This window comes from Burkholderia sp. AU45274, from assembly GCF_030482505.1.
Taxonomy (GTDB): domain Bacteria; phylum Pseudomonadota; class Gammaproteobacteria; order Burkholderiales; family Burkholderiaceae; genus Burkholderia.
Genome location: NZ_JAUJQE010000024.1, coordinates 1 through 25,006, shown reverse-complemented (window position 1 = coordinate 25,006; position 25,006 = coordinate 1). Strand labels below are relative to the sequence as shown.

22 protein-coding genes are annotated in these 25,006 nt (G+C 65.9%); 12 read left to right on the top strand and 10 right to left on the bottom strand.

The window, feature by feature from the left end:
• From QZM35_RS37555 to QZM35_RS37520, 8 genes are all read left to right on the top strand, one after another.
• Positions 1 to 1,356 (top strand): CpaF family protein, encoded by a 1,356-nt coding sequence (locus QZM35_RS37555; RefSeq protein WP_089425230.1) that lies wholly within the window; start codon positions 1 to 3, stop codon positions 1,354 to 1,356.
• Positions 1,349 to 2,350: a type II secretion system F family protein gene (locus QZM35_RS37550; protein WP_089425231.1), complete on the top strand. Its 1,002-nt coding sequence runs from the start codon at positions 1,349 to 1,351 to the stop codon at positions 2,348 to 2,350. Before QZM35_RS37555 ends, QZM35_RS37550 begins: the two co-directional genes overlap by 8 nt.
• A gap of 4 nt (positions 2,351 to 2,354) precedes the next feature.
• Entirely contained in the window at positions 2,355 to 3,350 is a 996-nt protein-coding gene (locus QZM35_RS37545) for a type II secretion system F family protein (protein WP_089425232.1), read from the top strand.
• 17 nt (positions 3,351 to 3,367) lie between these two features.
• A complete protein-coding gene (locus tag QZM35_RS37540; protein WP_174974647.1) occupies positions 3,368 to 4,213 on the top strand; it encodes a tetratricopeptide repeat protein in 846 nt (281 codons plus the stop codon).
• Positions 4,214 to 4,233: 20 nt separating this feature from the next.
• Positions 4,234 to 4,560 (top strand): DUF3613 domain-containing protein, encoded by a 327-nt coding sequence (locus QZM35_RS37535; protein ID WP_089425233.1) that lies wholly within the window; start codon positions 4,234 to 4,236, stop codon positions 4,558 to 4,560.
• An 11-nt stretch (positions 4,561 to 4,571) separates the two neighbouring features.
• The gene (locus QZM35_RS37530; protein ID WP_301777769.1) at positions 4,572 to 6,635 is read left to right on the top strand and encodes a pilus assembly protein TadG-related protein; all 2,064 of its coding nucleotides are present in this window, start codon (positions 4,572 to 4,574) and stop codon (positions 6,633 to 6,635) included.
• Between the two features lie 108 nt (positions 6,636 to 6,743).
• Entirely contained in the window at positions 6,744 to 8,135 is a 1,392-nt protein-coding gene (locus QZM35_RS37525) for a sigma 54-interacting transcriptional regulator (RefSeq protein WP_089425235.1), read from the top strand.
• A gap of 54 nt (positions 8,136 to 8,189) precedes the next feature.
• On the top strand, positions 8,190 to 8,891 hold the full coding sequence (locus tag QZM35_RS37520; RefSeq protein ID WP_301777768.1) for a DUF2968 domain-containing protein: 702 nt from the start codon (positions 8,190 to 8,192) through the stop codon (positions 8,889 to 8,891).
• Positions 8,892 to 8,968: 77 nt separating this feature from the next.
• On the opposite strand, the gene hfq is transcribed toward QZM35_RS37520, so the two are convergent.
• Positions 8,969 to 9,547, bottom strand: coding sequence for an RNA chaperone Hfq (gene hfq / locus QZM35_RS37515; RefSeq protein WP_174974642.1), 579 nt, complete (start codon positions 9,545 to 9,547; stop codon positions 8,969 to 8,971).
• 295 nt (positions 9,548 to 9,842) lie between these two features.
• Between hfq and QZM35_RS37510 the strand changes: the two genes are divergently transcribed.
• A complete protein-coding gene (locus QZM35_RS37510) occupies positions 9,843 to 10,127 on the top strand; it encodes a hypothetical protein (protein WP_089425237.1) in 285 nt (94 codons plus the stop codon).
• 27 nt (positions 10,128 to 10,154) lie between these two features.
• Here QZM35_RS37510 and QZM35_RS37505 read toward each other — a convergent pair whose 3' ends face one another.
• The 4 genes from QZM35_RS37505 to QZM35_RS37490 form a co-directional block, all read right to left on the bottom strand.
• On the bottom strand, positions 10,155 to 11,072 hold the full coding sequence (locus tag QZM35_RS37505) for a DUF1571 domain-containing protein (RefSeq protein WP_089431002.1): 918 nt from the start codon (positions 11,070 to 11,072) through the stop codon (positions 10,155 to 10,157).
• 29 nt (positions 11,073 to 11,101) lie between these two features.
• Positions 11,102 to 12,856, bottom strand: coding sequence for an AMP-binding protein (locus QZM35_RS37500; protein WP_301777767.1), 1,755 nt, complete (start codon positions 12,854 to 12,856; stop codon positions 11,102 to 11,104).
• A 156-nt stretch (positions 12,857 to 13,012) separates the two neighbouring features.
• Positions 13,013 to 13,834: a TetR/AcrR family transcriptional regulator gene (locus QZM35_RS37495; RefSeq protein WP_089425240.1), complete on the bottom strand. Its 822-nt coding sequence runs from the start codon at positions 13,832 to 13,834 to the stop codon at positions 13,013 to 13,015.
• 215 nt (positions 13,835 to 14,049) lie between these two features.
• Positions 14,050 to 15,270: an MFS transporter gene (locus QZM35_RS37490; RefSeq protein WP_089425902.1), complete on the bottom strand. Its 1,221-nt coding sequence runs from the start codon at positions 15,268 to 15,270 to the stop codon at positions 14,050 to 14,052.
• A gap of 281 nt (positions 15,271 to 15,551) precedes the next feature.
• Between QZM35_RS37490 and QZM35_RS37485 the strand changes: the two genes are divergently transcribed.
• From QZM35_RS37485 to QZM35_RS37475, 3 genes are all read left to right on the top strand, one after another.
• On the top strand, positions 15,552 to 16,094 hold the full coding sequence (locus QZM35_RS37485; RefSeq protein ID WP_089425903.1) for a GNAT family N-acetyltransferase: 543 nt from the start codon (positions 15,552 to 15,554) through the stop codon (positions 16,092 to 16,094).
• Positions 16,095 to 16,225: 131 nt separating this feature from the next.
• Positions 16,226 to 16,852: a ParB-like protein gene (locus QZM35_RS37480; RefSeq protein WP_089425241.1), complete on the top strand. Its 627-nt coding sequence runs from the start codon at positions 16,226 to 16,228 to the stop codon at positions 16,850 to 16,852.
• Between the two features lie 7 nt (positions 16,853 to 16,859).
• Positions 16,860 to 18,590, top strand: coding sequence for a SulP family inorganic anion transporter (locus QZM35_RS37475; protein WP_301777766.1), 1,731 nt, complete (start codon positions 16,860 to 16,862; stop codon positions 18,588 to 18,590).
• 33 nt (positions 18,591 to 18,623) lie between these two features.
• On the opposite strand, the gene QZM35_RS37470 is transcribed toward QZM35_RS37475, so the two are convergent.
• From QZM35_RS37470 to QZM35_RS37450, 5 genes are all read right to left on the bottom strand, one after another.
• The gene (locus QZM35_RS37470; protein ID WP_174974629.1) at positions 18,624 to 19,559 is read right to left on the bottom strand and encodes a carbohydrate kinase; all 936 of its coding nucleotides are present in this window, start codon (positions 19,557 to 19,559) and stop codon (positions 18,624 to 18,626) included.
• A gap of 130 nt (positions 19,560 to 19,689) precedes the next feature.
• A complete protein-coding gene (locus tag QZM35_RS37465) occupies positions 19,690 to 20,634 on the bottom strand; it encodes an ABC transporter substrate-binding protein (protein ID WP_301777765.1) in 945 nt (314 codons plus the stop codon).
• An 82-nt stretch (positions 20,635 to 20,716) separates the two neighbouring features.
• Positions 20,717 to 21,754 (bottom strand): ribose ABC transporter permease, encoded by a 1,038-nt coding sequence (locus tag QZM35_RS37460; protein WP_039358899.1) that lies wholly within the window; start codon positions 21,752 to 21,754, stop codon positions 20,717 to 20,719.
• Positions 21,755 to 21,796: 42 nt separating this feature from the next.
• Positions 21,797 to 23,350: a sugar ABC transporter ATP-binding protein gene (locus QZM35_RS37455; RefSeq protein WP_089425244.1), complete on the bottom strand. Its 1,554-nt coding sequence runs from the start codon at positions 23,348 to 23,350 to the stop codon at positions 21,797 to 21,799.
• Entirely contained in the window at positions 23,337 to 24,584 is a 1,248-nt protein-coding gene (locus QZM35_RS37450; RefSeq protein ID WP_089425905.1) for an ROK family protein, read from the bottom strand. The genes QZM35_RS37455 and QZM35_RS37450 overlap by 14 nt, the downstream gene beginning before the upstream one ends.
• Positions 24,585 to 25,006 lie beyond the last annotated feature (422 nt).

The following is a 25,006-nucleotide window of genomic DNA, read 5'->3' as shown; positions in this document are numbered from 1 at the left end:
ATGGCACACGACATTCAATTCGCCGACGGCGCAGCGCCGTTCTCTCAGACGCAGCAATTCCACGATATCAAGAATGCCGCGCATGAACATCTGCTGACGCGCATCGAAGAACTGGGCGCCGAGTTCGGCCGATGGTCCCGACAGGCGATCAACCAGTTCGTCGATCTCGAGATCGACAGCTTCGTGCGCCTGCGCCGCATTCCGCTCAACGAGAACGAGGTGCGTGCGATCGCCGAAGCGCTGACCAAGGAGCTTGCGGGCTTCGGGCCGATCGAGGACCTGCTCGCGGACCCGGCCGTCGAGGACATCCTGATCAACGGTTACAACGACGTGTACGTGTCGCGTCACGGGATCCTCGCGAGGCTGCCGGTGCGCTTTACCGACAACGCGCACCTGCTGCGGATCGTGCGCCGGATTCTCGCGCCGATCGGTCGTCGTCTCGACGAGTCTAACCCGATGGTCGACGCACGACTGCCCGACGGTGGCCGCGTGAACGTCGTGATCGAGCCGCTGTCGATCGACGGCCCGGTCGTATCGATCCGGAAATTCCGCAAGGATCCACTGAAGCCGTCCGATCTGCTCGGCAATGGCACGTTCAACGAAGAGATCAACACGCTGCTCCAGGCAGCGGTCGAGGCACGCTGCAACATCCTCGTGTCGGGCGGCACGAGTTCCGGCAAGACGTCGCTGCTCAACGCGCTCGCATTCCACATTCCGGAAATCGAGCGTGTCGTGACGATCGAGGATACGGCGGAGCTGTCGCTGAACCACCCGCACGTCGTGCGGCTCGAAAGCCGTCCGGGCGGGTTCGACGGCACCGGTGTCGTGTCGATTCGCGACCTGTTGCGCAATACACTGCGGATGCGCCCTGACCGGATCATCGTCGGCGAAGTGCGCGGCGGCGAAGTGCTGGAAATGCTGCAGGCGATGAATACCGGTCACGACGGCTCGATGGGCACCGTGCATGCGAGCTCGCCGCGTGAGTGTCTGTACCGTCTCGAGATGCTTGCCGGCTTTGCTGGCTTCCAGGGCACCGAATCGAGCCTGCGCCGGCAAATCGCGAACGCGATCGACTTCATCGTGCAGATCGGGCGTCTGTCGAACGGACGGCGGCGGATCTTGTCGATCACCGAAGTGACCGGATTGTCCGACAACATCATCGCGACGCAGGAGCTTTACCGCTATGAAGCGCGCGTGACGCCGGAGGGCGAGGAAGTCGACAACTGGGAAACGCTGGGCATTCATCCGCATTCGCCGAAGCTCGCACGCTTCCGTCAGACGCTGACGAGCGGCGGGTTTGGCGGTGGCTTCGGGGGGGGCGGGTTCGGCCGCGGCGGCGGGGGCTTCAATGTATAGCGCGATGGCATGGGTGCTGGCTTTCGCGATGCTGTGCGTCGCGGCGGCGGTGATGCTGTGGCGTCACGCGGAGAACCTGCGCGTACGGACCGACGCGAAGCGCTTTATCGACAGCCGGCTCGAACCGGGCGCACGTGCCGGGGTTGCCGCACAGGCGGCGCGGTCGTCGACGGCAGGCGCCGCGCGTGCAGTGCCGCCGCAACCTGGCACCGCACGGAGCGCATTGTCCGATACGTTCTGGAAGCATCAATATGCGATCGCATCCGAGTATCTGACGAACCTGGCGAGTCGCGCGGGGATCGAGGATGCGCGCGGCAAAGCGCTTGTCGCGCTCGCCGCGCTGGTTGCGATCGCGGTGTTCGCGGGCAACCGCGGTGGCGCGCTCGCGTGCTTTGCCGCGCTTGCGTGCGGATGCTCGATTTTCGGCGTCTGGCTCGCGTCGCGAATCCAGCGGCGCAGGCTGAAGATTGTCCGGCAGATTCCGTCGTTCCTCGACGGCATCGTGCGTCTTGTGACGCTTGGCAATAGCGTGCCGGCGGCATTCCAGTCCGCGCTGCTGACGACCGAGGAGCCGCTTCGCGGCTGTCTCGACCACGTGTCGAGGATGCTGCGAGGCGGTGTCGAAATCGATCGCGCAATGGTGCACATCGCGAAAATCTACCGGACCGAGGAGTTCGAACTCGTCGGTTCCGTGTTGCGACTGTCGGTCAAGTACGGCGGCCGCGCGGACGTGATGCTCGAGCGCATGGCCGTGTTCATGCGCGACCTCGAACAGGCGGAGCGCGAGTTGACAGCAATGTCGGCAGAAACGCGGTTGTCGGCGTTCGTGCTCGTGATGTTGCCGATCGGGATCGGCAGCTTTATCGTCGTAACCAATCCGAAGTATCTGCACGGGATGTGGAACGACCCGGGCGGGCGGACGCTCCTGATGTTCGCGTTCCTGTTGCAATTGGCCGGCAGTGTTTGGCTGTATCGAATGGCTCGGCTCAGGTGATGCTATGACAGCGACTCAGATCGGAGCGATTGCCTTGGCGAGCGGCGCACTCGGCGTGCTGCTGTTCGGCGTGATCGCATTGTTACGCGCAAGTGCCGCGACGCGCGCCGAGCGCGCGCTTGTCGATGCGCTCGACCGGCGCATGGCCACGCTCGAAGCAGCGAAAGCGCGGACCGCGCCGGACGGCGGCGAGGCGCCAGCCAAGCCTGACGTCCGGCGGGGACAGCGCGTCGAACGTATTCTCGATCGTCTGTCGGCGGCCGGTGTGCGCTGGCTCGATACCGGACTCGGCAAATACGCTGTCGCGGAAGAGGATCGCCGCCTGCTCGAGCAATGCGGTTACGTCGACACGCGCACGCGCGGGCTGTTCCTGAGCGCGCGGGTCGCGTGTGGGATCGGGCTGCCGCTGCTGTTCGCGATTTTCGCGAGCGGCCATATGAAGGGCAGCATGTGGATGGTCGGCATGTTTGCCGCTTTCGGGCTCGGCTTCATGTTGCCGAAGCTATACGTGCAGCGCCGCGCGGCGGCGCGGCGTCAAAGCGTGATCGACGAACTGCCGTTGCTCGTCGACATGCTGCGTCTGCTGCAAGGCGTCGGATTGTCGCTCGATCAGAGCCTGCAGGTCGTGACGAACGATTTTCGCGGAATGATGCCGGTACTATCGTCGGAAATGGGGATCGCACAGCGTCAGTTCGCGGCAGGCCGGACGCGCGAGCAGTCGTTGCAGCGTCTGTCCAGCGGATTCGACAACGAGGATCTGCGCGCGATCGTGCGATTGATGGTGCAGGTCGACAAACATGGCGGTGCGGTGCAGGAGCCGCTCAAGCAGTTCGGCGACCGGTTGCGTGAGACGCGCCGCGCGATGTTGCGTGAACGGATTGGCCGACTGACCGTGAAGATGACGGGCGTGATGGTGTTGACGTTGCTGCCCGCCTTGCTGATCGTGACAGCCGGGCCGGGTTTGCTGGCGGTGACACACGCACTGTCGTCGCGCCATTGACGGTGGAAGGAAAGACGATGAAGCGGATCAGCGGGATGGCATCGCAAATAGGTGCGGCTGCGGCAGTAGTGCTGCTGCTCGGGGCGTGCGCAACCAAGGAAAACGGGTACGGCGTCAGCTCGCAGACCGAGCGTGCGGCGCTGATGCAGGCGGCCGATCAGAAGCAGTCCGTGCCGGATACGCCCGGGATGTACCTCGGTCTGATCCAGCGGATGCAGGGGCAGGGGCTCTACTTTGCATCGCTCGCGCATATCGATGCATACGACAAGACCTATGGCGCGATTCCGGAGTCGATCCTGTTGCGCGCGGATGCACTGCGGATGACCGAACAGCCGGCCGCAAGCGCAGCCGTCTATACGCAACTGCTGAAAACGCCGCTTGCCGCGCGAGGCTATCGCGGGCTCGGGTTGATCGCGGGCGCGGCAGGCGATTTCGATCGTGCGGCGCAGGTGCTCGCGCAGGCGTCGGACCTTGCGCCGACCGATGCGTCGCTGCTGTCCGATCTCGCATACGCGAAGTTGCGCAGCGGCGACGTCGTCGGTGCGCGGGTGCCGTTGATGAAGGCGGCCGAACTGGATCAGCGCAATCCCAAGATCGTCAGCAATCTTGCGCTTTACCTGATCGCCGCGGGGCGTACACAGGATGCTCAGAGGTTGATGAATCAGCAACATCTGTCGGCGGATATCCGCAAGGACATCGTCGGCGACGCGGCGAAGATCGTCGCGGCGGCACGGGCGCAGCAGCGTGCGGTCGCGACACCATCGGTGGTGTCGCGTCGCGCTGCCGCAGCGCCGATTACACCGATGGCGAATAATTTCGGCTATGACCAGACCGTGCCACTGTTGCAGCGTTTTGCACAATGAATAGACATCGGGGGAACGACATGAACAATAAACATCATCGAAACGTGCGCGTGGGCCGGATCGCAGCACTCGGAGCGATCGTGTGGATCGTGGTCGGATCGGCTGTCGCCCATGCACAGGATGCAGGTGCGCCGCGCGCGTCCGACGTCGAGCGCTCCGCGAAGGAATGGCTCGCCATGCAGCGCGACAATCGCGCTGCGGCGCCGGCGCAACCGGTGCTCGGCGACGTTGCGTCGCTTGTCTATCAACGCTATCTCGACTCGTTCAAGAACAAGATTCCCGACACGATGAATTCGCAGCTCGGCTCTGCCAGCGGCATGTCGGGTGGCGGTCAAAGCGCGCAGTAAGCGAGACGTTGATGCGCACAGATCAATCACACGTGGCTCGGCGGCGTCGCGTCGGCTGCCCGGGGGGGCGTCGCCAGCGTGGTGGTGCGGCGATCATGGCGACGATATTCTTGGCGATCGCGGTCATCGTGTTGGGCGCGACCGATATAGGCCGCTTCTATGCCGAACGACGCCATATGCAGGCGGCCGCCGATACGGCCGCGCTGTCTGCCGTGACGCAGGTCGCCAGCGATGCCACTTGTGCGGCCGCAACGACTGCGGTCAATCAAGTCACGAACGTGCCGGCAAGCCTGCTGTCGGGAAAGGCCACGGCAGTCGTGACGTGCGGGATCTGGAGCCCGCCGGCAACCAGCGGCGCGAGCGCCCAGTTCACACGCACCTCGGGAGCAGCGCTGCCGGCCAATAACCAGTGCGCCGGCTTGTCAGGCGGCGCGGTCGGTGCCGGGCAATCGGTCAACGCCGTGTGCGTGACCGTTTCGGAGCCGGTGAGCGGGATCTTTATCAACGGCGTAACGATCAGTGCGTCGGCTATCGCCAAGAGCGTGCCGACCGACAGCTTTACGCTGACCACGTCGCTGGCAGCGTTGAACGGCGGGTTGGCCAACAAGTTGCTGCAAGTGCTGACGGGGTCGCCGAATGCGCTGAGTCTGAAGGTCCTTGACTACCAGGGTCTGGCGCAAGTCAACCTGAAACTGGCCGGTATTCTCGCCAATCTGCCGGTCGGCACGACCACGGGCGTATTGAACGGTACCGTGACGCTTGGCCAATTGGCGAACGCGACAGTACAAGCGGCGACGCAGCAGAATCTGGTCGGGGCGAATCTGAACGTCCTGAACGCGATTGTCGCCGCGCTTTGTTCCGGCAGCGTCTGCGGCGGTCCGCAGATCGCGCTCGGCCAACTGGTTGCTGTCGCAACCGCTACCGGAACCTCTGCCACCAATGCCAGCGTCAATGCACTTGGATTGCTGTCGACAGCTTTGCAGATCGCGAACGGCACGAGTTCGGTCAATATTCCCAGCGTCACAGTTCAGACGCCTACCTTGCTCTCGCCGCTACTGAACGTAACCGTGTCGGGTTCGGTCAAGCTCGGGGCGAATCCGCCGGCCACCGCGAGCGGTCCGCCCGGGCCATCGACCTGCGGGACATCCAATTGCACGACCAATACGTCGACTGCGCAGGGGAACGTATTCCTCAACACGTCGATATCGCTGCTGTCGACTTGTCCTACAGGCGGGCTGGTGTATCCGGGAGGCACTTGTCCGTCCGGCAGTCCCACGCCGCTTGCCGCAGTGCAACTGCCGATCACCGCCTACGTGGCACCGGCGACAGCCGGCCTGGCGTCGGTCACCTGCTCCGCGAACGGCACGAAAAGCGCGACCGTGAATGTTCAGACCGGATTGCTCGCCGTTTATATCGGCGGCGCGGCGAATACGCCGATCAACCTCAACGCATCGTCCGGGTATTCGCCGGACGGCAGTGCGGCCCCGATTCAGCTGGTGTCCGTCAACCTGTCGAGCCTGCTTGGCCTGTTGAACCTGGGTGGCTTGACGTCCACGCTGGCTTCGTTGATCAATGTCCTGACGTTGGGTATCGTCAATTTGAATGCCATTACGGTCAACATCAGCCTGTTGCCCGGGCAGATGACGGTTGTTCCTGTTGCCAATCAAAGTCCGACGCCGCTGGTATTCACGTATCCCGGACCCGGATCGTCCGCTTCGCCATCCCCGGCATCGCCGTACACGCTGGGAACGGGCACGGATCAGTTTCTGTCACCTGCGGTCACGGGAGTCGCGAATAACGGCCTGAAGGTGTCGTTGTCGCTGGGGAACAGCGGCCTGCTCGGAGCGCTGGCGGCTGTGGGGGTCGATCTGAGCGGGGTACTGAGTCAGTTGTTGAACACCTTGCTCGGACCGCTGCTGAACGCACTGGCCAATACGCTCGTTCCGCTGCTCCTGCAACCGGTCGATTCTCTCCTGACCTCCGTCACGGGCCTGCTCGGTCTGAGCTTGGGGAACGCCTATGTCACGAACACACCGGACTCGATCAAATGCGGCAACCCCATGCTGGTTCAATAAATGCCTGAACGTTCGGGCATCAACGCGGGCAGCGTCGCTGTTGCCTGCAACAGTTCACTGATCTGCAATGCAAAGCAACTCGTCAATCACTGAAGCCGCACCCGAATCATGAGAACCACGCCCGCAATCGAAGAGCTCGACCTGTACGTCTGGGAAGGCAAGGCGGACATTGTCGACCGCGTCGCCCGGTGCATGGCGAGCTTCGACGTCGAAGTGATCCGCGCCGACAACGCGGAGATCTCGCCCGAGCGCGCCGCCTTGCGGCCGTCGCTGGCGATCATCAGCGTGACGATGATCGAAATCGGCGCCGCGTTCCTGCGCGACTGGCAGGCCAACATCGGCATGCCGGTCGTCTGGGTCGGTGCGGCGCGCGATCACGACGCGTCGCAGTATCCGCCCGAGTATTCGCACATCCTGCCGCTCGACTTCACGTGTGCCGAACTGCGCGGCATGATCGGCAAGCTCGTCACGCAGCTACGGGCGCATACGGCCGAAACGTCGCATCCGACCGAACTCGTCGCGCACTCGGAATCGATGCAGGCCCTGCTGCACGAAGTCGATACGTTCGCTGATTGCGACACCAACGTGTTGCTGCACGGCGAAACCGGCGTCGGGAAGGAGCGCATCGCGCAACTGCTGCACGAAAAACATTCGCGCTACCGGCATGGCGAATTCGTGCCCGTGAACTGCGGCGCGATTCCCGACGGCCTGTTCGAATCGCTGTTCTTCGGTCATGCGAAAGGATCGTTCACGGGCGCGGTTGTTGCGCATAAAGGCTATTTCGAGCAGGCGGGCGGCGGCACGCTGTTCCTCGACGAAGTCGGGGATCTGCCGCTGTACCAGCAGGTCAAGCTGCTGCGCGTGCTCGAGGATGGCGCGGTGCTGCGCGTCGGCGCGACGTCGCCGGTCAAGGTCGATTTCCGCCTGGTCGCGGCGAGCAACAAGAAGCTGCCGCAGCTCGTGAAGGATGGCCTGTTCCGCGCCGATCTCTACTACCGGCTCGCGGTGATCGAGCTGAGCATTCCGTCGCTGGAGGAGCGCGGCGCCGTCGACAAGATCGCGCTGTTCAAGTCGTTCGTCGCGCAGGTCGTCGGCGAGGAGCGGCTCGCTCAGTTGTCCGATCTGCCGTACTGGCTGACGGATTCCGTCGCGGACAGCTATTTCCCCGGCAACGTGCGTGAACTGCGCAACCTCGCCGAGCGTGTCGGCGTGACGGTGCGGCAGACGGGCGGGTGGGATGCCGCGCGGCTGCAGCGGCTGATCGCGCACGCGCGCAGTTCGGCCCAGCCGGTCCCGGCGGAGAGTGCGGCCGAGGTGTTCGTCGATCGCAGCAAGTGGGACATGAACGAGCGCAACCGCGTCATTGCGGCGCTCGACGCAAACGGCTGGCGGCGTCAGGATACGGCGCAGCAACTCGGCATCAGCCGCAAGGTCCTGTGGGAAAAAATGCGCAAATACCAGATCTTCGACGAGGAGCCCGAGACCCGCGAAAGTGAGTAATTAATGAGATAAAATCGCGCTGAATTACAACGACTCGGGCGGGAATAGAACTTCATGAGCCATATGACGGGGTTGGGAAGGGCGTGCGTATTGTTCGTCCTGGCGGGAGGCATGCAGGGCGCATACGCGCAAAGTCTGGCGGACAGCGGTTCGCCCGTCGTACAGCAGGCATCGGCGCCGGTGGCGGCGATTCCGGTGATCGATTCGCAGACGTCGCTGCAGCCGCAGGCTGGCGAGTCGACGGGGCCGAGCACGGTCGACGACTTGCAGCGCCAGATTCAGGGGCACTCGCTGACGGAAATGCGCACGAGCTACAACGGCAGCTACGGCGCGAGCCTGCTGTTCAACGTGAAGGACGGTGCGTACTTCGTCGCGCTGTTCCAGCAGAAGGCGTTCTGGCGCGTCATCAAGACTTACGACGAAACGCGTGCGGAAGCGATCTATCGCGATTTCTCGCGCCAGGCGGAGCGGCTGGCCGTGAACGAACTGCGGGCGGCGAAGCTGGAATCGCAGAAGGCGCAAATGGACAAGCAGATCGAGGTCACGCAGGATCGCGCGCGGCGTCTGCAGGCGGATATTTCGATCGCCCGCCAGCAGCAGGCGGCGGTCGCGGATCGCCAGAAGAGCGTACGCAACGAGACGGCCGCCTTGCAGGCGCAGCAGGCCGAGCTTCAGTCGCAACTGCGTGCGTTGCAGCAGCAGGTGCGTTCGTTGCAGCGTGAGGCCGATGCAGGCCTGCCGACGACGGCACGCTGAACCCGGCGGCGGTGCGGCGACATGCCGCGCCGGCCGCACCAGTAAAAAGGGCAAGCCGGTTGGCTTGCCCTTTTGCTTTACTGGCCGTCCGGCACGATTCGCCGGCGGCGCGTCACGATGACCGGCCCGCTGCCGCCGCGGGAATCCGACGACGAGGCGTTGCCGGATGCGTCGCCGGTGTCGCGCGGTGCGCCGTAGCTTTCGCGCGGTTCACGGGGTTCGCGCGGCGCACCGTAGCCTTCGCGCGGCTCACGCGAGCCGTAACCCTCGCGCGGTTCGCGCGAGCCATAGCTTTCACGGGGTTCGCGGGAGCCGTAGCCGCCGTCGCCGCGCGATTCACGCGGGCCGCCGTGCGAGCCGTACGGGCTGTGACCGCCGCCTTCACGGCCGCCGGGGCGACCGCCGGTGCGCGGCCCGCGGGGGCCGCTGCCGCCCGGGCGCGAGCCGCCCGTGTCGAGCTGGATCGTGGAAATCGCGCGCTTGTAGATGCCTTGCAGACCCACGGGGGTGCGCAGCATCACCAGATACTGGTCGAACGACTCGATGCACCCCGTCAGACGAATGCCGTTGACGAGATAGATTTCAACGCGCTTACGTTCCTTGCGCGCCGAATTGATGAAGTCGTTTTGCGGATGGGATTCTGCGGGATTGGCCATTGAGGTGCGGCAGGAGCCTGCGTCAGAGAATATGTTGTGCGTGTGTGTGGCGTGTTCGTCCACAAGGTGTTTGGCGGGATTCTACCCTGTTCAATCGGGGAGCGCGAAGTCGTGATTGTGTCGAACCGTAACCCACTATAGACGTTCCAGCGCATTTTCGCGATTCGGCCAAACGGCTAATGCCATTTCGTTACGTTGCGTTACGACTCTCGCAAGGCCGTATCACCTGGGTTCGCGCGCGACGTCTACTTTAGTCGCGCGAGCCGGGCGGGCCGGCATATCAGGGATTCAGAACATGAACAAGAGACGATGGGCAGGGTGGGTCGGGAGCGTGGCGTTGCTGGCTTCGGGCAGTGCGATGGCGGGGCATGTCGACCTGTCCGTCGGCATCGGCGTACCGGTCGCACCGGTCTATGTCGAGCCGGCCCCGGTCTATGTGGCGCCGCAACCTGCCGTGGTCGCCTATCCAGGCTACGGATACGGCTACTACGGCGATGACGACGACGACCGCTATCGCAAGTGGCGCAAGCACTATTACAAGCATTGGCGCCGGCACCACGGCGACGACGATGACGATTGAGCCCGAGGCCAGCCCCGCCGGCGCGCATCAGAACGCGTAGTCGGGGTTTTTCGGGTCGAATGCGGTGTCGTCGAGCGTCGCCGGGGCAATTTTCTCGATGACGATCCGCTCGAAGATCTTGCCGTCGTTGTCATACGACTCGACGGTCCGGAAATAGGGCGCGTGCAGGTCGAGCCCCAAAACTTCCTTCTTCGCATAGAACTGCGGCCGGCCGGTCGGTGTTTCGTAGGTGAGCGTAACGACGCGCACGCCGTTGATCGTTCTGGCTTCCACATTGGTCGGCCGCTGCACGCCGGCTTCCAGATATTTCTTCCCTTCGGTCAGGTACAGGTTCGTGATGAATTCGGTGCCGAGATCCTTCACCTGGTGATTCGACTGGGCGCGCGCGAGTGCGCCGTCGATGGCCGTCCACAGCGGAATCTTGCCGAGCAGGCCGCCGAGGTGGCCGTACATCTCGTCCTTGCGCTGCGTCGTGTCGTAGATGGTCTCCTGTCCGGCGTGCGCGCCGCCCGGCAGCCATTTCGCATAGACGCGCAGCGGCTCGCGGGTGGTCTTCACGAGCATGCGGTCGGGCGTATCGGACCATTTTCCGCTGATGCGTTCCTGGCGCACCATCGTGAACTGGTAGGACGGATAGCCGTTGGGACCGTTACGGATATAGAGCGGCACGGCGAGCGGATCGAGCGCCTTGAAGAGCGTGGTGAGCGTCGCGTCATCGAGTTGCGCGAGCGTGCCGCGCTGCGCGGCCGTGCGCAGCCAGCGTGCCTGCTGCGCGACCGGCTCGCGGGTGATTTTCGCGAGATCGGCCGGCAGGGCGACCTCCTGCGTCGCGCCCGCGGCGCTGGCCGCTTCCTGCGCATGCAGGCCAGTCTGGGCGAGCGACAGCATGCACGCGACTGCCACGGCGGCGGCATGCCGCGCGTGGCGCTTCTTTCCTTCGTTCATCGACGGCGTCTCCCGGGGCGATGGATCGTTCAGCCTTGCTTCGTGGCCTTGATTTTGGCGAGTTCCTCGTCGCGCAATGCACGGCGCAGGATCTTGCCGACGTTCGTCTGCGGCAGCGCGTCGCGGAACTCGACGAATTTCGGCATCTTGTAGCCGGTCAGGTTCTTGCGGCAGTGCGCGAGCACGTCATCGACCGTCAGCGACGGGTCGCGGCGCACGACGAACACCTTGATCCGTTCACCCTGCACCTCGTCGGGAATGCCGATGGCCGCGGCTTCGCTGATGCCTGGATGCATCACCAGCACTTCCTCGATCTCGTTCGGATACACGTTGAAGCCCGACACGAGGATCATGTCCTTCTTGCGGTCGATCAGGCGGATGAAGCCGCGTTCGTCCATCACGCCGATGTCGCCGGTGCCGAGCCAGCCGTCGGCGTCGATTACCTTGGCCGTCTCGTCGGGGCGCTGCCAGTAGCCGCGCATCACCTGCGGGCCACGCACGCACAGCTCGCCGGGTTCGCCGACGGGCGCCCAGGTGCCGTCCTCGCGACGAAAGCGCACGACGGTGGACGGCGCGGGCAGGCCGATCGAACCGCTGAACGCGGCCATGTCGTTCAGGTCGACGGGGTTCATCGTGACGATCGGCGAGCACTCGGTCAGGCCGTAGCCCTCGACGACCGGCCGGCCCGTCACCTGCTGGAAGCGCTCCGCGACCGCGCGCTGCATCGCCATCCCGCCGGCCATCGCGAGCTTCAGCTTCGAGAAATCGCGCTTGCGGAATTCCTCGTTGTCGAGGAACGCGTTGTACAGCGTGTTGATGCCGGTGATCCCGGTGAACGTCTCGTTGCGGATGATCTTCATCACCATCGTCATGTCGCGCGGGTTCGCGATCAGGATGTTGCGCCCGCCGAGCCCCATGAAGATGAAGGCGTTCACCGTCAACGAATAGATGTGATACAGCGGCAGCGGCGTGAGCACGGTTTCGACGTCGCCCGAGACCTGGTCGGCGATCCAGGCCTTCGCCTGCAGCAGGTTCGCGATCAGGTTGCCGTGCGTGAGCATCGCGCCTTTCGCGACGCCGGTCGTGCCGCCCGTGTATTGCAGGAACGCGAGGTCGTCGCGCGTGATCGGCACCGGCTGCGGCTTGCCGCGGGCTCCGAGCGCAAGCGCCGAGCGCAACCGGATGGCCTGCGGCAGGTGGTAGGTCGGCACGAGCTTCTTCACGTGCTTCAGCACGAAATTGATCAGGCGTCCTTTCGCGTTCAAGCCGTCGGCGAGCAGGTCGCCGAGCGCGGTGACGACGATGTTCTTCACCTGCGTTTCCGGCAGCGCGTCTTGCAGCGTGCGCGCGAAGTTCTCGAATACGACGATCGTCTGCGCGCCGCTGTCCTTCAGCTGGTGCGCGAGTTCGCGCACGGTATAGAGCGGATTGACGTTGACGACGATCGCGCCGGCCTTCAGCGTGCCGAACAGTGCGACCGGGTACTGGAACGTGTTCGGCAGCATGATCGCGACGCGGTCGCCGGGCTTGATGCCGATGCCTTGCAGGTAAGACGCGAACGCGTCGACCTTCTGCGCGAGCGTGCGATAGGTCATCGATGCGCCTGCGCTCACGTAGGCGACGCGCTCGGCGAAGCGGCTCGTGCATTCGTCGAAGAACTGCACGAGCGATGCGTACTGCGTGACGTCGATCTCGTGCGGGACGCCGGGCGGGTATGACGCGTACCAGATGCCGTCGGTGTTCGGCGGAACCTGGGCCGCTGCGGTTGCTGCGGAAGATGACATGACGAGTCTCCGGTCTTTGCTCTCGGCGAAGGCGGGCGCTTCGGCGCCGGCCCGTGCCCCGTGCCGCACGGTCGATCGACGGGGCGCCTCGACGCCCCGCGCGACCGCGCGTTTCAATCAAATCGTGAACAGGAAGCGGCGCGTGGCCTCGCGCGCTCAGTTCGTGGAATGCAGCGTCGCCGTATCGACGGCGGGCGCAGCCGACTGCGGCAGCCCGAACGCTTCGCTGGCCCCCGCATCGTCGAGCACGGCCGCGAAGATCGACAGTTGCGCGCTGTCGGGCATCGGCGCTTTCAGCGCGGCGACGATCAGCGACGACAGTCGCGCGATCATCTGCACGTCGTTCATCGTGCGGCCTTGCGAGAACTCGTCGATCAGGCTTTCCGTTTCGGCGCCCGCGAGCGCGCCGGACAGCGCGCCGATCGCGAAGTGCAGCCGCCAGCCGAGCTCCGTGCGCGGCAGGTGCGGCAACGCGCGCTGGAACGCGTCGAAGAAGCGGCCCGCGACGCTCGCGTAGTGCGCGGTCAGGAAGTTGCGCACGAACGGCGACGGATCGGTGTACGCACGGCCGATCAGGCGCAGGAAGCCGGGCCCGCCGCGTTCGGGATTGCGCGAGGCCTTCAGCGCGGGAATGAACATCGCGCCGAGCACGTGCTCGCAGGTGATGTGCGTGCCGAGTTGCGCATCGAAGCGGTCGAGGATGCCCAGGCGCTCCTGGTTGAGCTGGTCGAGCCGACGCGACAGCATCGCGTGGATCAGCGCTTCCTTGCTGCCGAAGTGGTAGTTGACCGCGGCGAGGTTGACCGCCGCGCGCGAGGTGATCTGGCGCATCGACATCGCCTCGAAGCCATGCTCGATGAACAGGTCCTCGGCCGCATCGAGGATGCGCGCCTTCGTCCCGCCGGTCTGCCGCGTGCCGGATGACCGTGCCCCGGACGGCCGTCCCGCGGATGGCCGCCCCTCCTGACTTACTGCCATGTCCCGCCTCCCATGCCGGTCGCCCGGCCGCGAACTGGTGATTTGTTTGTCTGATTCAAACAGCCGTTTTTATTAAGATAAAAAATCGCGCACCGAGCGGGCAAGCGGGGAATCTGGACCAATTCCTCTAGTTCGATGTGCGAATGCGGAAAGTATTGCGCGTGCCCTCGGCGGGACGGGGCACGCGCGATGATGCGATGCGGCAATGTGCGGGTTCAGCCGACCGTGCTACGCGTATTGACCGATTGCGTCATGTCGATGCCGCGCCGCTCGCGGCTGAACAGGATCAGCACGGCGATCACGACGGCGACGGTGCCGGCCACGAGCGCGAGCGCGAAGCTGTAATTGTTGTTGTGCGAAACGGCGAGCGACGCCTGCATCGTCGCGTTGCCCGACGCGAGCAGGTTGCCGAGCTGGTAGACGACGCCGGGGAAGGTCGCGCGGATCTCGTCGGGCGAGATCTCGTTCAGGTGAACCGGGATCACGCCCCACGCACCCTGCACCGAGATCTGCATCAGGAACGCCCCCGCGGCGAGGGCAACCGGGCCGCTCGAGAACGCCCACAGCGGCAGCACGGGCAGGGCGATCAACGCGGCGATGAAGATGGCGCGACGCCGCCCGATCCGCTCCGAGATCGCGCCGAACGACAGGCCGCCGACGATGGCGCCGATGTTCAGCACGATCGTGATCCACGACACGGTATGCGGATCGAAGTGATGCTGTTCGCGCAGGAACGTCGGATAGAGATCCTGCGTGCCGTGCGAGAAGAAATTGAACGCGGTCATCAGCACGATTGCGTAGATCGTGAGCTTCCAGTTCTGCTTCAGTGTGGAGCCCAGGCTTGGGCGCGGGCGCTTTTCCATCTGCTTCCATGCCGGCGATTCGGGTACGTGTGCACGCACGTACAGCACGAGCAGCGCGGGCAGCACGCCGACCATGAACATGCCGCGCCAGCCGATGTACTGGTAGAACAGGCCGAACACGACGGACGCGAGCAGGTAGCCGCTCGGATAGCCGGCCTGCAGCAGCCCCGACACGAAGCCACGCGCATGGGTCGGCACGGTTTCCATCGTCAGTGCCGAGCCGACCCCCCATTCGCCGCCCATCGCGACGCCGAACAACGCGCGCAGCACGAGCAGCGCGGTCAGGCTCGGCGCGAAACCCGATGCGAGCTCGAGCAGCGAGTAGCACGCGATGTTGACCATCAGCGTCGGGCGGCGACCGAAGCGATCGGCGAGCCGGCCGAAGATCAGTGCGCCGAGCGGGCGCATCGCGAGCGTCAGGGTGAGCGCGAACGCGACGGCGGGAATCGTCGACCCGAATTCGGCGGCGATGTCCTTCAGCACGAACACCATCAGGAAGAAATCGAACGCATCGAGTGTCCAGCCGAGGTAGGCGGCGATCGTGACGTTGCGTTGTTCGCGGGTCCAGCTCATGTCCGAGGTCTCCTCGTTGGCTTGCGCGCTCACGTTGTGGATGCGGATGCCGGCCCGGCCTGCGCGCGGTGCGGGGGCATGGATCGAGTGTAGGCGGCGGCGCCGGACGATGTGGGGCGCGATAACGTCGAATCGGGAATAATCCCTAGGAAATGAACTGTTTCGGAAATGGCAATGCCGTCGCACCAGACCGGCGACAGGCCTCTGTATCATTCCGGAAGGCTGTTTGTAGCTGTTTTGTAATGCGCCCGGTGCGCATCGTCACCGAATCAGGAGTCCCGATGACCGAACGTTCCGCCGCCACGCTGCCCGTGCTCGAGACTGCGCGGCTGTGGCTGCGTCCGCGTGTGCTGGCCGATCTCGACGCATGCCTCGCGATGGATCGCGATCCCGAGGTCACGCGGCACATCGCGGGCCCGTGGCACGATCCCGTCGAGCATCGGCGCTTCGTCACGCACCGGATCACGTGCGACTATCCGCCGGGCCTCGGCTACTGGTCGATCTTCGAGAAGGCCGCCCCCGATGCGTTCGTCGGCTGGATCCTGCTGATTCCCGACTATGCGGACGGCGCGCGCGACGTCGAGATCGGCTGGCGGCTGGTGCGTGCGACATGGGGGCGCGGCATCGCGAGCGAAGCCGCGGCAGCCGTCGTGCGTCACGCGTTCGACACCGTGCGGCTGCCGCGCGTGATCGCCGATATCGCCGAGGCGAACAGCGGTTCGCTGAATGTCGCGCGCAAGCTCGGGATGCGCCGTGTGAGCGTCGTGCACGATGGCATTCCTTACATTCGGCATCGTCTCGAACGCAACGATCTGCGCGCGTAGCGCGGCGTCGTGCGTGGGCGTCGGTCGGTTGTCAGAGATCGTCAACCGCAGGCGTATCGAGGTCATGACGTATTAACGGCTCGCGTGTTCAGGAGTATCGTTGCCGGAATTTCGCAACATGGGGTACGACCATGGCTCTCGGCAACGATGTTCACCTGATTCCCGTCAAGCTTGAAGAACTGCGTCCCACGCAGATGACGGTCGGCTATCGCGAAGTCAAGGCGAAGCGCAAGCACTGGAAGGCGCTCAACAAGCGGGCACGCAAGGCCGCGATCGAATCGCACTGGTTTCCGGCCGTGCTCGGCCCGGGCGGGCTGCACTACATCACCGATCACCACCACCTCGGCCTCGCGCTGATCGAGGAAGGCGAGGCTCGCGTGAACGCGATGCTGCTGAAGGACCTGTCGTGGCTCGACGACACGATCTTCTGGCGGATGATGGAACACAACCAGTGGGTGCATCCGTTCGGCGCGGACGGCACGCGTCGCGACTACGCGAATCTGCCGAAGGCGCTGACCGGGCTCGTGGACGATCCGTACCGCAGCCTCGCCGGCGAGCTGCGCACGGCGGGCGGCTATGCGAAGGATGCGACGCCATTCAGCGAATTCCTGTGGGCCGACTACCTGCGCCAGCACGTGTCGCTCGACCAGATCCGCAAGAACTTCGCGAAGGCGCTCGACATCGCACTGCATCGCGCGCACGACCAGGATGCACGCTATCTGCCCGGCTGGTCGGGCGTCATCGCCGTCAAGCCCTGATCGCCTCATGACGACCGCCCCGATCCGCCCCGATGCCGGCCCGCAGCATGCCGACCATTTCGCCGCGCTCGACACGGCTTCGCCGCCGCCCACGCGACGCATCGGCCTCGATGCGCTGGCCGGCCTGTCGATCGCGGGCCTGCTGATCCCCGAGGCGGTCGCGTACGCGGGGCTGGCGAACCTGCCGCCGCAGGCCGGTCTCATCGCGTTGCTGTCGGGGCTCGTCGTCTATGCGCTCACCGGCAGCAGCCGCTTCGCGATCGTGTCGTCGACGTCGTCGTCGGCCGCCGTGCTTGCGGCGACCGTGTTCGCGGAGTCGGGGATGGCGCTCGCCGCGCAGCTCGCGCTCGCGGCGGCGCTCGTCGCGATGACGGGCGTGCTGTTCATCCTGGCCGGTGCCGCGCGGCTCGGCGGCATGTCGGACTTCGTCGCACGGCCGGTGCTGCGCGGCTTCACGTTCGGCCTCGCGCTGACGATCGTCATCAAGCAGTTGCCGAAGATCCTCGCGATTTCGGTGCAGCACAGCGATGCGCCGCATGTCGCGCTCGACCTGATCACCGGCGCGCCGCACGCGAATCTCGCGAGCGTCGTGCTCGGCGCCATTGCCCTGGCGTTGCTGTTCACGCTCGGGCGCAGCTCGCGCGTGCCCGCGACGCTCGTCGTGATCGTGCTGTCGATCGCGGCCGGCTACGCGATCGACTGGCAGCGATACGGGATCGCGATCGTCGGCCATATCGATTTCAAGCATATCGAGTTCGGCCTGCCGACCCTCGACCGCAACGCGTGGATGCAGACCGTCGAACTTGCGTTCGCGCTGATGCTGATCCTGTATGCGGAATCGTACGGGTCGATCCGCAACTTCGCGCTGAAGCATGGCGACAGCGTGTCGCCGAACCGCGACCTCGTCGCGCTCGGCTGCGCGAACCTCGTGTCGGGCCTGCTGCACGGGATGCCGGTCGGCGCCGGCTATTCGGCGACCTCGGCGAACGAAGCGGCCGGCGCGCAGTCGCGCTTTGCCGGCCTGTGGGCGGCGGGCGTGGTCGCGCTGATCGTCTGGCTGCTGCTGCCGCAGCTCGCGCGCACGCCGGAGCCCGTGCTCGCGGCGATCGTGATCTTCGCGGTCAGCCACTCGCTGCATCCGTCGGTATTCCGGCCGTACTGGGCCTGGCATCGCGATCGCCTCGTGGTGATCGCCGCGCTGCTCGCGGTGCTCGTGCTCGGCGTGCTGCACGGGCTGCTCGCGGCCATCGGCGTGAGCCTGCTGTTGACGCTGCGCAAGCTGTCCGAGCCGAACGTCAGCGTGCTCGGCAGGCTGCGCGACAGTCACGATTTCGTCGACGTGGCGAGCCATGCCGACGCGAAGCCGGTGCCGGGTGTGCTGATCGTGCGGCCCGAGGCGCAACTGTTCTTCGCGAATGCGGACCGGATGCTGAACCGCGTGCGTGCGCTGATGAAGGCCGCGCCGGACGCGCATACCGTGATGCTGAGCCTCGAGGAAACGCCGGATGTCGACAGCACGACGATCGAATCGTTGCGCACGTTCGCGGCCGAATGCACGGCGCGCGGGTTGCGGCTCGCGATCGTGCGGCTCAAGGTGCACGCGCTGCATGCGTTGCGCCGCGCGGCCGACGATACGCTGCACGACGATGCGATGTCCGAACTGAGCGTCGACGAGAGCCTGCAATTGCTGCAGGCCCGGATGCCGCCGGACGGCAGCGACGGCACGACCGCCGCGTGACGGCGTGGCGCGGGGGCGCCGCGCCGGTGAGTGCTATGGCGAAACCGCGGCGTCGGCCGAGCGATCGATCATGTCGGTCACTTCGTCCGCCGTCGGCGCATAGGCGCCTGCATGCGCACAGGCGACCGCCGCACAGGCGGCTGCGTAGCGCAGATGCTCGGCGGCGGATGCATCGGGACGCGCGAGCTGGCTCGCGAGCCAGCCGCCGATGCTGGCATCGCCGCAACCGACGGTGTCGGCCACTTCGGTCGGGAACGCGGGCTGGAACAGCACGATGTCGCGATGCAGGAGCTGCATGCCGGATGCGCCGCGCGTGACGAGCATCGCGGCGTCCGGTGCCCACGCGCGCAATTGCGCGAGCGCGGCGGCTTCGTCGAGTTCGGGAAACAGCCCACGCAGATCCTCGTCGGATACCTTGATCCAGTCGGCGAGCCCGGCCAGCCGGCGCAGCGTGTCGCGATACGACGGCGCGGCCATCGGTGCACGGAAGTTCGGGTCGAACGAGATCCGCTTGCCGGCCGCGCGCGCTGCTTGCGCCACGTCGATCAGGCGCGACGCCAGCGGCTCGCGCACGACGCCGAGCGAGCCGACGTGCACGATCTCGGCCGCGTCGAGTGCGCCGGCGGGCAGGTTCGCCGGATCGAATGCGAGATCGGCGCTGTTCTCGCCGATGAAGAAGTAGTGGGGCGGCTGCTTCGACACGACCATCGCGAGCAGCGGCGCGCGATCGACCTGCCGGATGAAGCGCAGGTCGAGCCCCGCGTCGGCGCTCTTGCGCATCAGCTCGTCACCGAAGGTGTCGCGGCTGACCGTGCCGGCGAAGGCCGTCGGCACGCCGAGTCGCGCACCGACGCGCGCGACGTTCCAGCATGAGCCGCCGGCGACGCTATGCCAGTGCTGCGCGTCGTCGCGGATGAAATCGGTCAATGCTTCGCCGAATACGATCAGGCGAGGAAACGTCGTCGTCATGTCGAAACCTTGTGCCGCGCCGCTGTGCGCGGCGATGCAGCGATTGATCTGAAAAGGCGGGCAGCGCGGGCCGTCGCATGCAGCGACGCGGCCCGGCACTCCCCGGTTGCTCGGGCGGACGGGGGCGCGATCAGCGCGGGGCGCTCCAGCCCTTGTAGCTCTTCACGTTGTCGCGCGTGATGAGCGTCGGCTCGATCAGGATCATCGGGTTGGCCGGCTTCTGGCCGTTCATGATCCCGTAGCCGACGTTGACGGCCTGCTGCGCCATCGCCCAAGGGTCCTGGCTCGACGACGCCTGCACGAGCGTATTCGACTTGAGCGCGACCTCGATATCGGGCGCGCCGTCGACCGACGTGATCACGATGTTCGGGCGGTTCAGCTGCTTCGCGGCGAGATCGCTGCCGATCGCCTGCGGGTCGTTGATCGTGAACACCGCGTCGAGCTTCGGAAAGCGCGTCAGGTAGCCCTGCATCGCATTCATCCCGCCTTCACGCGAGCCCTTGCCGTCCTGGTCGCTCGACAGCACCTTGATGCCGGCGCTTTTCGCGAGCACGGTCTTGCAGCCGTTGACGCGATCGATCACGGCCGACACCTGCGGGCCGTTCTCGATGATCACGTTGCCCTTGCCGTTGAGTTTCTTCGCGATGTAGTCGCAGGCCAGCTCGCCGGCCTTCACGTTGTTGGTCTGCACGGTCGCGTTCGCGCCGGCTGCCGCGACGTCGACCGCGACGACGGTGATGCCGGCCGCCTGCGCCTTCTTCACCGCCGGCTCGATCGCCTTCGGATCGGTTGCGTTGAGCAGGATCATGTCGACGTGCGCGGAGATGAAGTTGTCGATCTGCGTGAACTGCTTGTTCAGGTCGTAGTCGGCCGACACGGCCGTGATCTTCGCATTCGGGTTGAGCTGCTTGGCGCGCGCCTCGGCGCCCTTGACGATCGTGACGAAGTACGGGTTGCCGAGCGACCCGACCGTGACGCCGATCGATTTGAGCGGCTTGTCGGCCGCGTGCGCGGCGGAAGCGCCGAAGGCGAGTGCGCAGGCGACGGCGGTCAGGGCGGCTTTGTGCTTGAACATGTCGTGGTGTCTCCGTGAAGTGGCTTGGCGGGCGGGCGCAGGGATCGGCCTGCGCCGCCAGGTTGAATGGGCGGGCAGGGGCTCAGGTACGGGCCGAATCGCGTTGGCGGTAGCGGTCGAGCGCGACGGCGCCGATGATCACGAGCCCCTTGATGATGTACTGCCAGATGTCGGACACGCCGAGCAGCACGAGCCCGTTGGTCAGCACCGCGATGATCAGCGCACCGATCAGCGTGCCGACGATCGAGCCGACGCCGCCGACGAAGCTCGTGCCGCCGAGGATCACCGCGGCGATCGCGTCGAGTTCGTACGACTGGCCGAGCTGCAGGCCGTTGGCCGCATAGAGCCGCGCGGCCGACATCACCGCGCCGAGGCCGGCGAGCAGCCCCGACGCCGCGTACACGAACAGCTGGATCGCCCGCACGTTGATGCCCGACAGGCGCGCGGCTTCCGGATTGCCGCCGACCGAATAGATGCGCATCCCGAGCACCGTGCGGCGCAGGATGAACCACGAGATCGCGATCACCGCGCATGCGATCACGACGAGCCACGGCACGCCGAGGATCGTGCCGTTGCCGATGAACGCGAACGGCAGTTGCGGATTGAACACGGTCGTGTCGTTGCCGATCAGGCGCGCGACGCCGCGCACGGCGGTCATCGCGCCGAGCGTGACGATGAACGGCGGCAGGCGCAGGAACGAGATCAGCCCGCCGTTGATCGCGCCGAACACGAGGCCGACGAGGAGCGCGAAAGGCACGCCGAGCCAGCCCCAGCCCGGGATGGTCGACGCGAGCAGTGCCGCGACGGCCGCGGCGGCGAGCACCGAGCCGACCGACAGGTCGATGCCGCCCGTCAGGATCACGAAGGTCATGCCGGCGGCGAGCACGATGTTGATCGACGCCTGCTGGGTGACGATCGACAGGTTCTGCAGCGTGAAGAAGCCGTCGGTCAGGAAGCCGAAGCCGATGCACAGGACCAGCAGCACCGGCAGCATGCCGGCCGTGCGGATCAGCGACTGCATGCGGGCGCGTTGATCGGCGCCGCGCAACAGCGGCGTACGGGTGGCCACCGGCTGGGCCGTCGCGGAAGCGAGGTTCCGCTGCTTGGTCGGGTTGATCATTTCGGTAACCTGGATGTAAGAAGGAAATGAAAAGGGCGAGGCTCAGTGCGCGTCGGCGAGTTCGGCCTGCGAGCCGGTGGCGAGCGCGATGATGGCTTCCTGCGTGATGGGCGTCTGCGTGTAGCCGCCGAGTTCGCCGGCGATCTCGCCTTCGCGCATCACGAGCACGCGGTCGGCGACACCGATGATCTCCGGCAGTTCGCTCGAGATCACGATCACGCCCACGCCGGCCCGGGCCAGTTCGTTGATGATCCGGTAGATCTCGGATTTCGCGCCGATGTCGACGCCGCGTGTCGGTTCGTCGAGGATCAGCACGCGCGGCTTCGTTTCGAGCAGGCGCGACAGCAACACTTTCTGCTGGTTGCCGCCCGACAGCGCGCCGACGTTGACGTTCGCGTTCGGCACGCGGATCGACAGCGACGCAATGGCGTCCCGCGCGCGTTCGGCGCCGCGCGCGAGATCGAGTGCACCGAGCCGCGCATCGCGGTTGCAGACCGAGATGTTGATGTTGTCGCGCACGCTCATGTCGAGGAACAGGCCCTGGCGCTTGCGGTCTTCGGTCAGGTAGACGAGACCCGCGTCGATCGCGTCGCGCGGCGAGTGCGCGCCGAACGTGCGTTCGCCCACCTTCACGTCGCCGCGCACGCGCGGTTCGGCGCCGAAGATCAGCCGCGCGAGTTCGGTGCGGCCTGCGCCGACCAGCCCCGCGATGCCGAGCACTTCGCCGGCGTGCAGGTCGAGACTGCAGCCGCGCACGCGTGCGCCGTCGGCGATGTCGCGGACCGACAGCAGCAGGTGGCCGGGGTCGTACGGCGCGTGTTCCTTCTTGTAGAAGCCGGAGATGTCGCGGCCGACCATCATCGCGACGAGGCGCTCGGCCGACAGCGATGCGCGCTCCAGCGTGCCGACGTACGCGCCGTCGCGCAACACCGACACGCGGTCGGACAGCTCGTAGATCTCCGCCATCCGGTGGCTGATGTAGATGATCGCGAGACCTTCCTCGCGCAACTGGCGGATCAGGCGGAACAGGTGCTCGGTTTCGCGCGACGACAGCGGCGTGGTCGGCTCGTCCATCACGAGGATGCGTGCGCGGGTGTGCACGGCGCGTGCGATCTCGACGAGTTGCTGCTCCGCGATCGACAGCGTGTCGACGAGCGTGTCGGGCCCGAACGATGCGCCCAGGCGCGCGAGCACGTCCTCGCAGCCGCGCGCCATCGCCGCGCGGTCGATCGTGCCCCAGCGCCGGTTGCCGCGCCGCAGTTCGCGGCCGATGTAGATGTTTTCCGCGACGCTCAGGTTCGGCGACAGGCACAGTTCCTGGTAGATCACCGCGACGCCTGCATCGCGCGCGGCAAGCGGGCCGTCGATGTCGATGCGGGCGCCGTCGATCAGGATCTCGCCGCCGGCGTCGGCGCGGTAGGCGCCCGACAGGATCTTCATCAGCGTCGATTTGCCCGCGCCGTTTTCGCCCATCAGCGAATGGATCTCGCCGGGATAGACGGTCAGGCTGACGTTGTCGAGCGCGCGCACGGCCGGGAACGTCTTGCTGATCCCGCGCATCTCGAGCAACGGGCGGGGCGACTCAGATCGCGACATGGTTGACCTCCTGCGAGTCGGTGCGGGCGCCCTTGAGGATGCCGGCCCGCGGGGAGAAGTTGAAGAACATCGGCAGCGTGGCCGCGCCGATCGCACCGGCGTCGGCGCCGAACGTGCCGCGTACGAGCACCGGCGTGCCGCGGGCTTCGGGCGCGGTGGCCACGAGCGCGGCGCGCAGGCGCGTCGTGACCGCGTCGAGCAGGCCCGCGTCGGTATCGGCGTCGAGCACGACCACCGGCGCGTCGACCACGCACAGCACCGCGCGCAATGCCGGCGCAAGCGCGTCGACGCAATCATCGATCCATTCGTCGACGGCGGGCAGGCCGCGGGCGATGCACGCTTCGAGATCGGCCCGGTTGTCGACCGTTTCACCGTGATGGCGCAGATGGCGCACCAGCGCATGCAGCGATGCACGCGCGAGCAGGATGTCCCACGGGCCGCGTGGGGGCGGCGCGGAAGCCAGCCGGCTCGGCGGCACGGGAATCACGGCGATGTCGCCTGCATTGCCGGTCACGCCGCGCAGGCAGTCGCCGTCGATCGCGATGCCGCCGCCGATGGCCGGCCCGATGAACAGGTAGACGAAGTCGTCGCACTGCCGGCCGTATCCGTAGAACAGCTCGGCGATGGCGGCTGCGTTGCCGTCGTTTTCGCCGAACACCGGAAGCGACAACATGCGACCGAGGTCGGCCGCGAAATCGACGTCTTCCCACGCGCGGAACGTGTCCGGTGCGAGGCCGAGTTCGCGCATCCACGCGCCGAGGTTGTAGGGCTGGGCGACGCCGATACCGGTCAGGCGGGCGCGCTCGTGGTCGGGGAGCAGCGCCTGCATCGCGTCGATGTCGTGGCGGACGATCTCGAGCACATCGGCGGGCGGTGGCAGCAGCGTGTCGTGCGAGCGGCGGCCGAGCACGTCGCCGGCGAAGTTGACGAGCGCCGTTTCGATGCGCATGCGGTCGAGATGGACGCCGATGCCGAACGCGCCGCGCGGGTCGAGGCGGATCAGCGAGGCCGGCTGGCCGCGCTGGCCTTCGGTGCGGCCAGCGAATTCGATCAGCTTCGCATCGGCGAGCGACGCGATGATGCTGCCGACTGCCGTACCCGTCATGCTCGCGAGGCGGGCGAGGTCGGCCTTCGACGCGCTGCCTGCGCGGCGCAGCGTCTTCAGCAGCAGGCGCTCGTTGTAACGGCGCACGTTGGCCGAGTTGCTTCCCTGGCCGAAGTGCGGGCTTCTCATGGCGTCTCCTTCCATGGTGCGCCGTCTGGCAGCGCATTAAATAAATCACGTTGATTTATTTAACCGCGCGCACGTCGGCGTGTCAGCCTAGGGAAATCCCGGTTTCGGTGGAAGCGGGACGTTGGTGCGAGGTGTTTGGAATCGGGGATGGATCGCGGAGATCGAGAAAATCGGATGCAGGTGGCTTGAGGGGAGTACGACCGTGTGGCGCCGGGTTGTTGCCGGATTTGCCGCATGCCGGGGCGCGCAAACCAAAGTGATTGGTTTGCCCTCGGTGATGGGGGAGGTGCGTTTCCGGCGCCGGAAATGAAAAAAGGCCGGCTAGAAGCCGACCTTTTTATAAAACAGATGGTGCCCAGGAGAGGACTCGAACCTCCACGATGTTGCCACCGCTAGGACCTGAACCTAGTGCGTCTACCAAT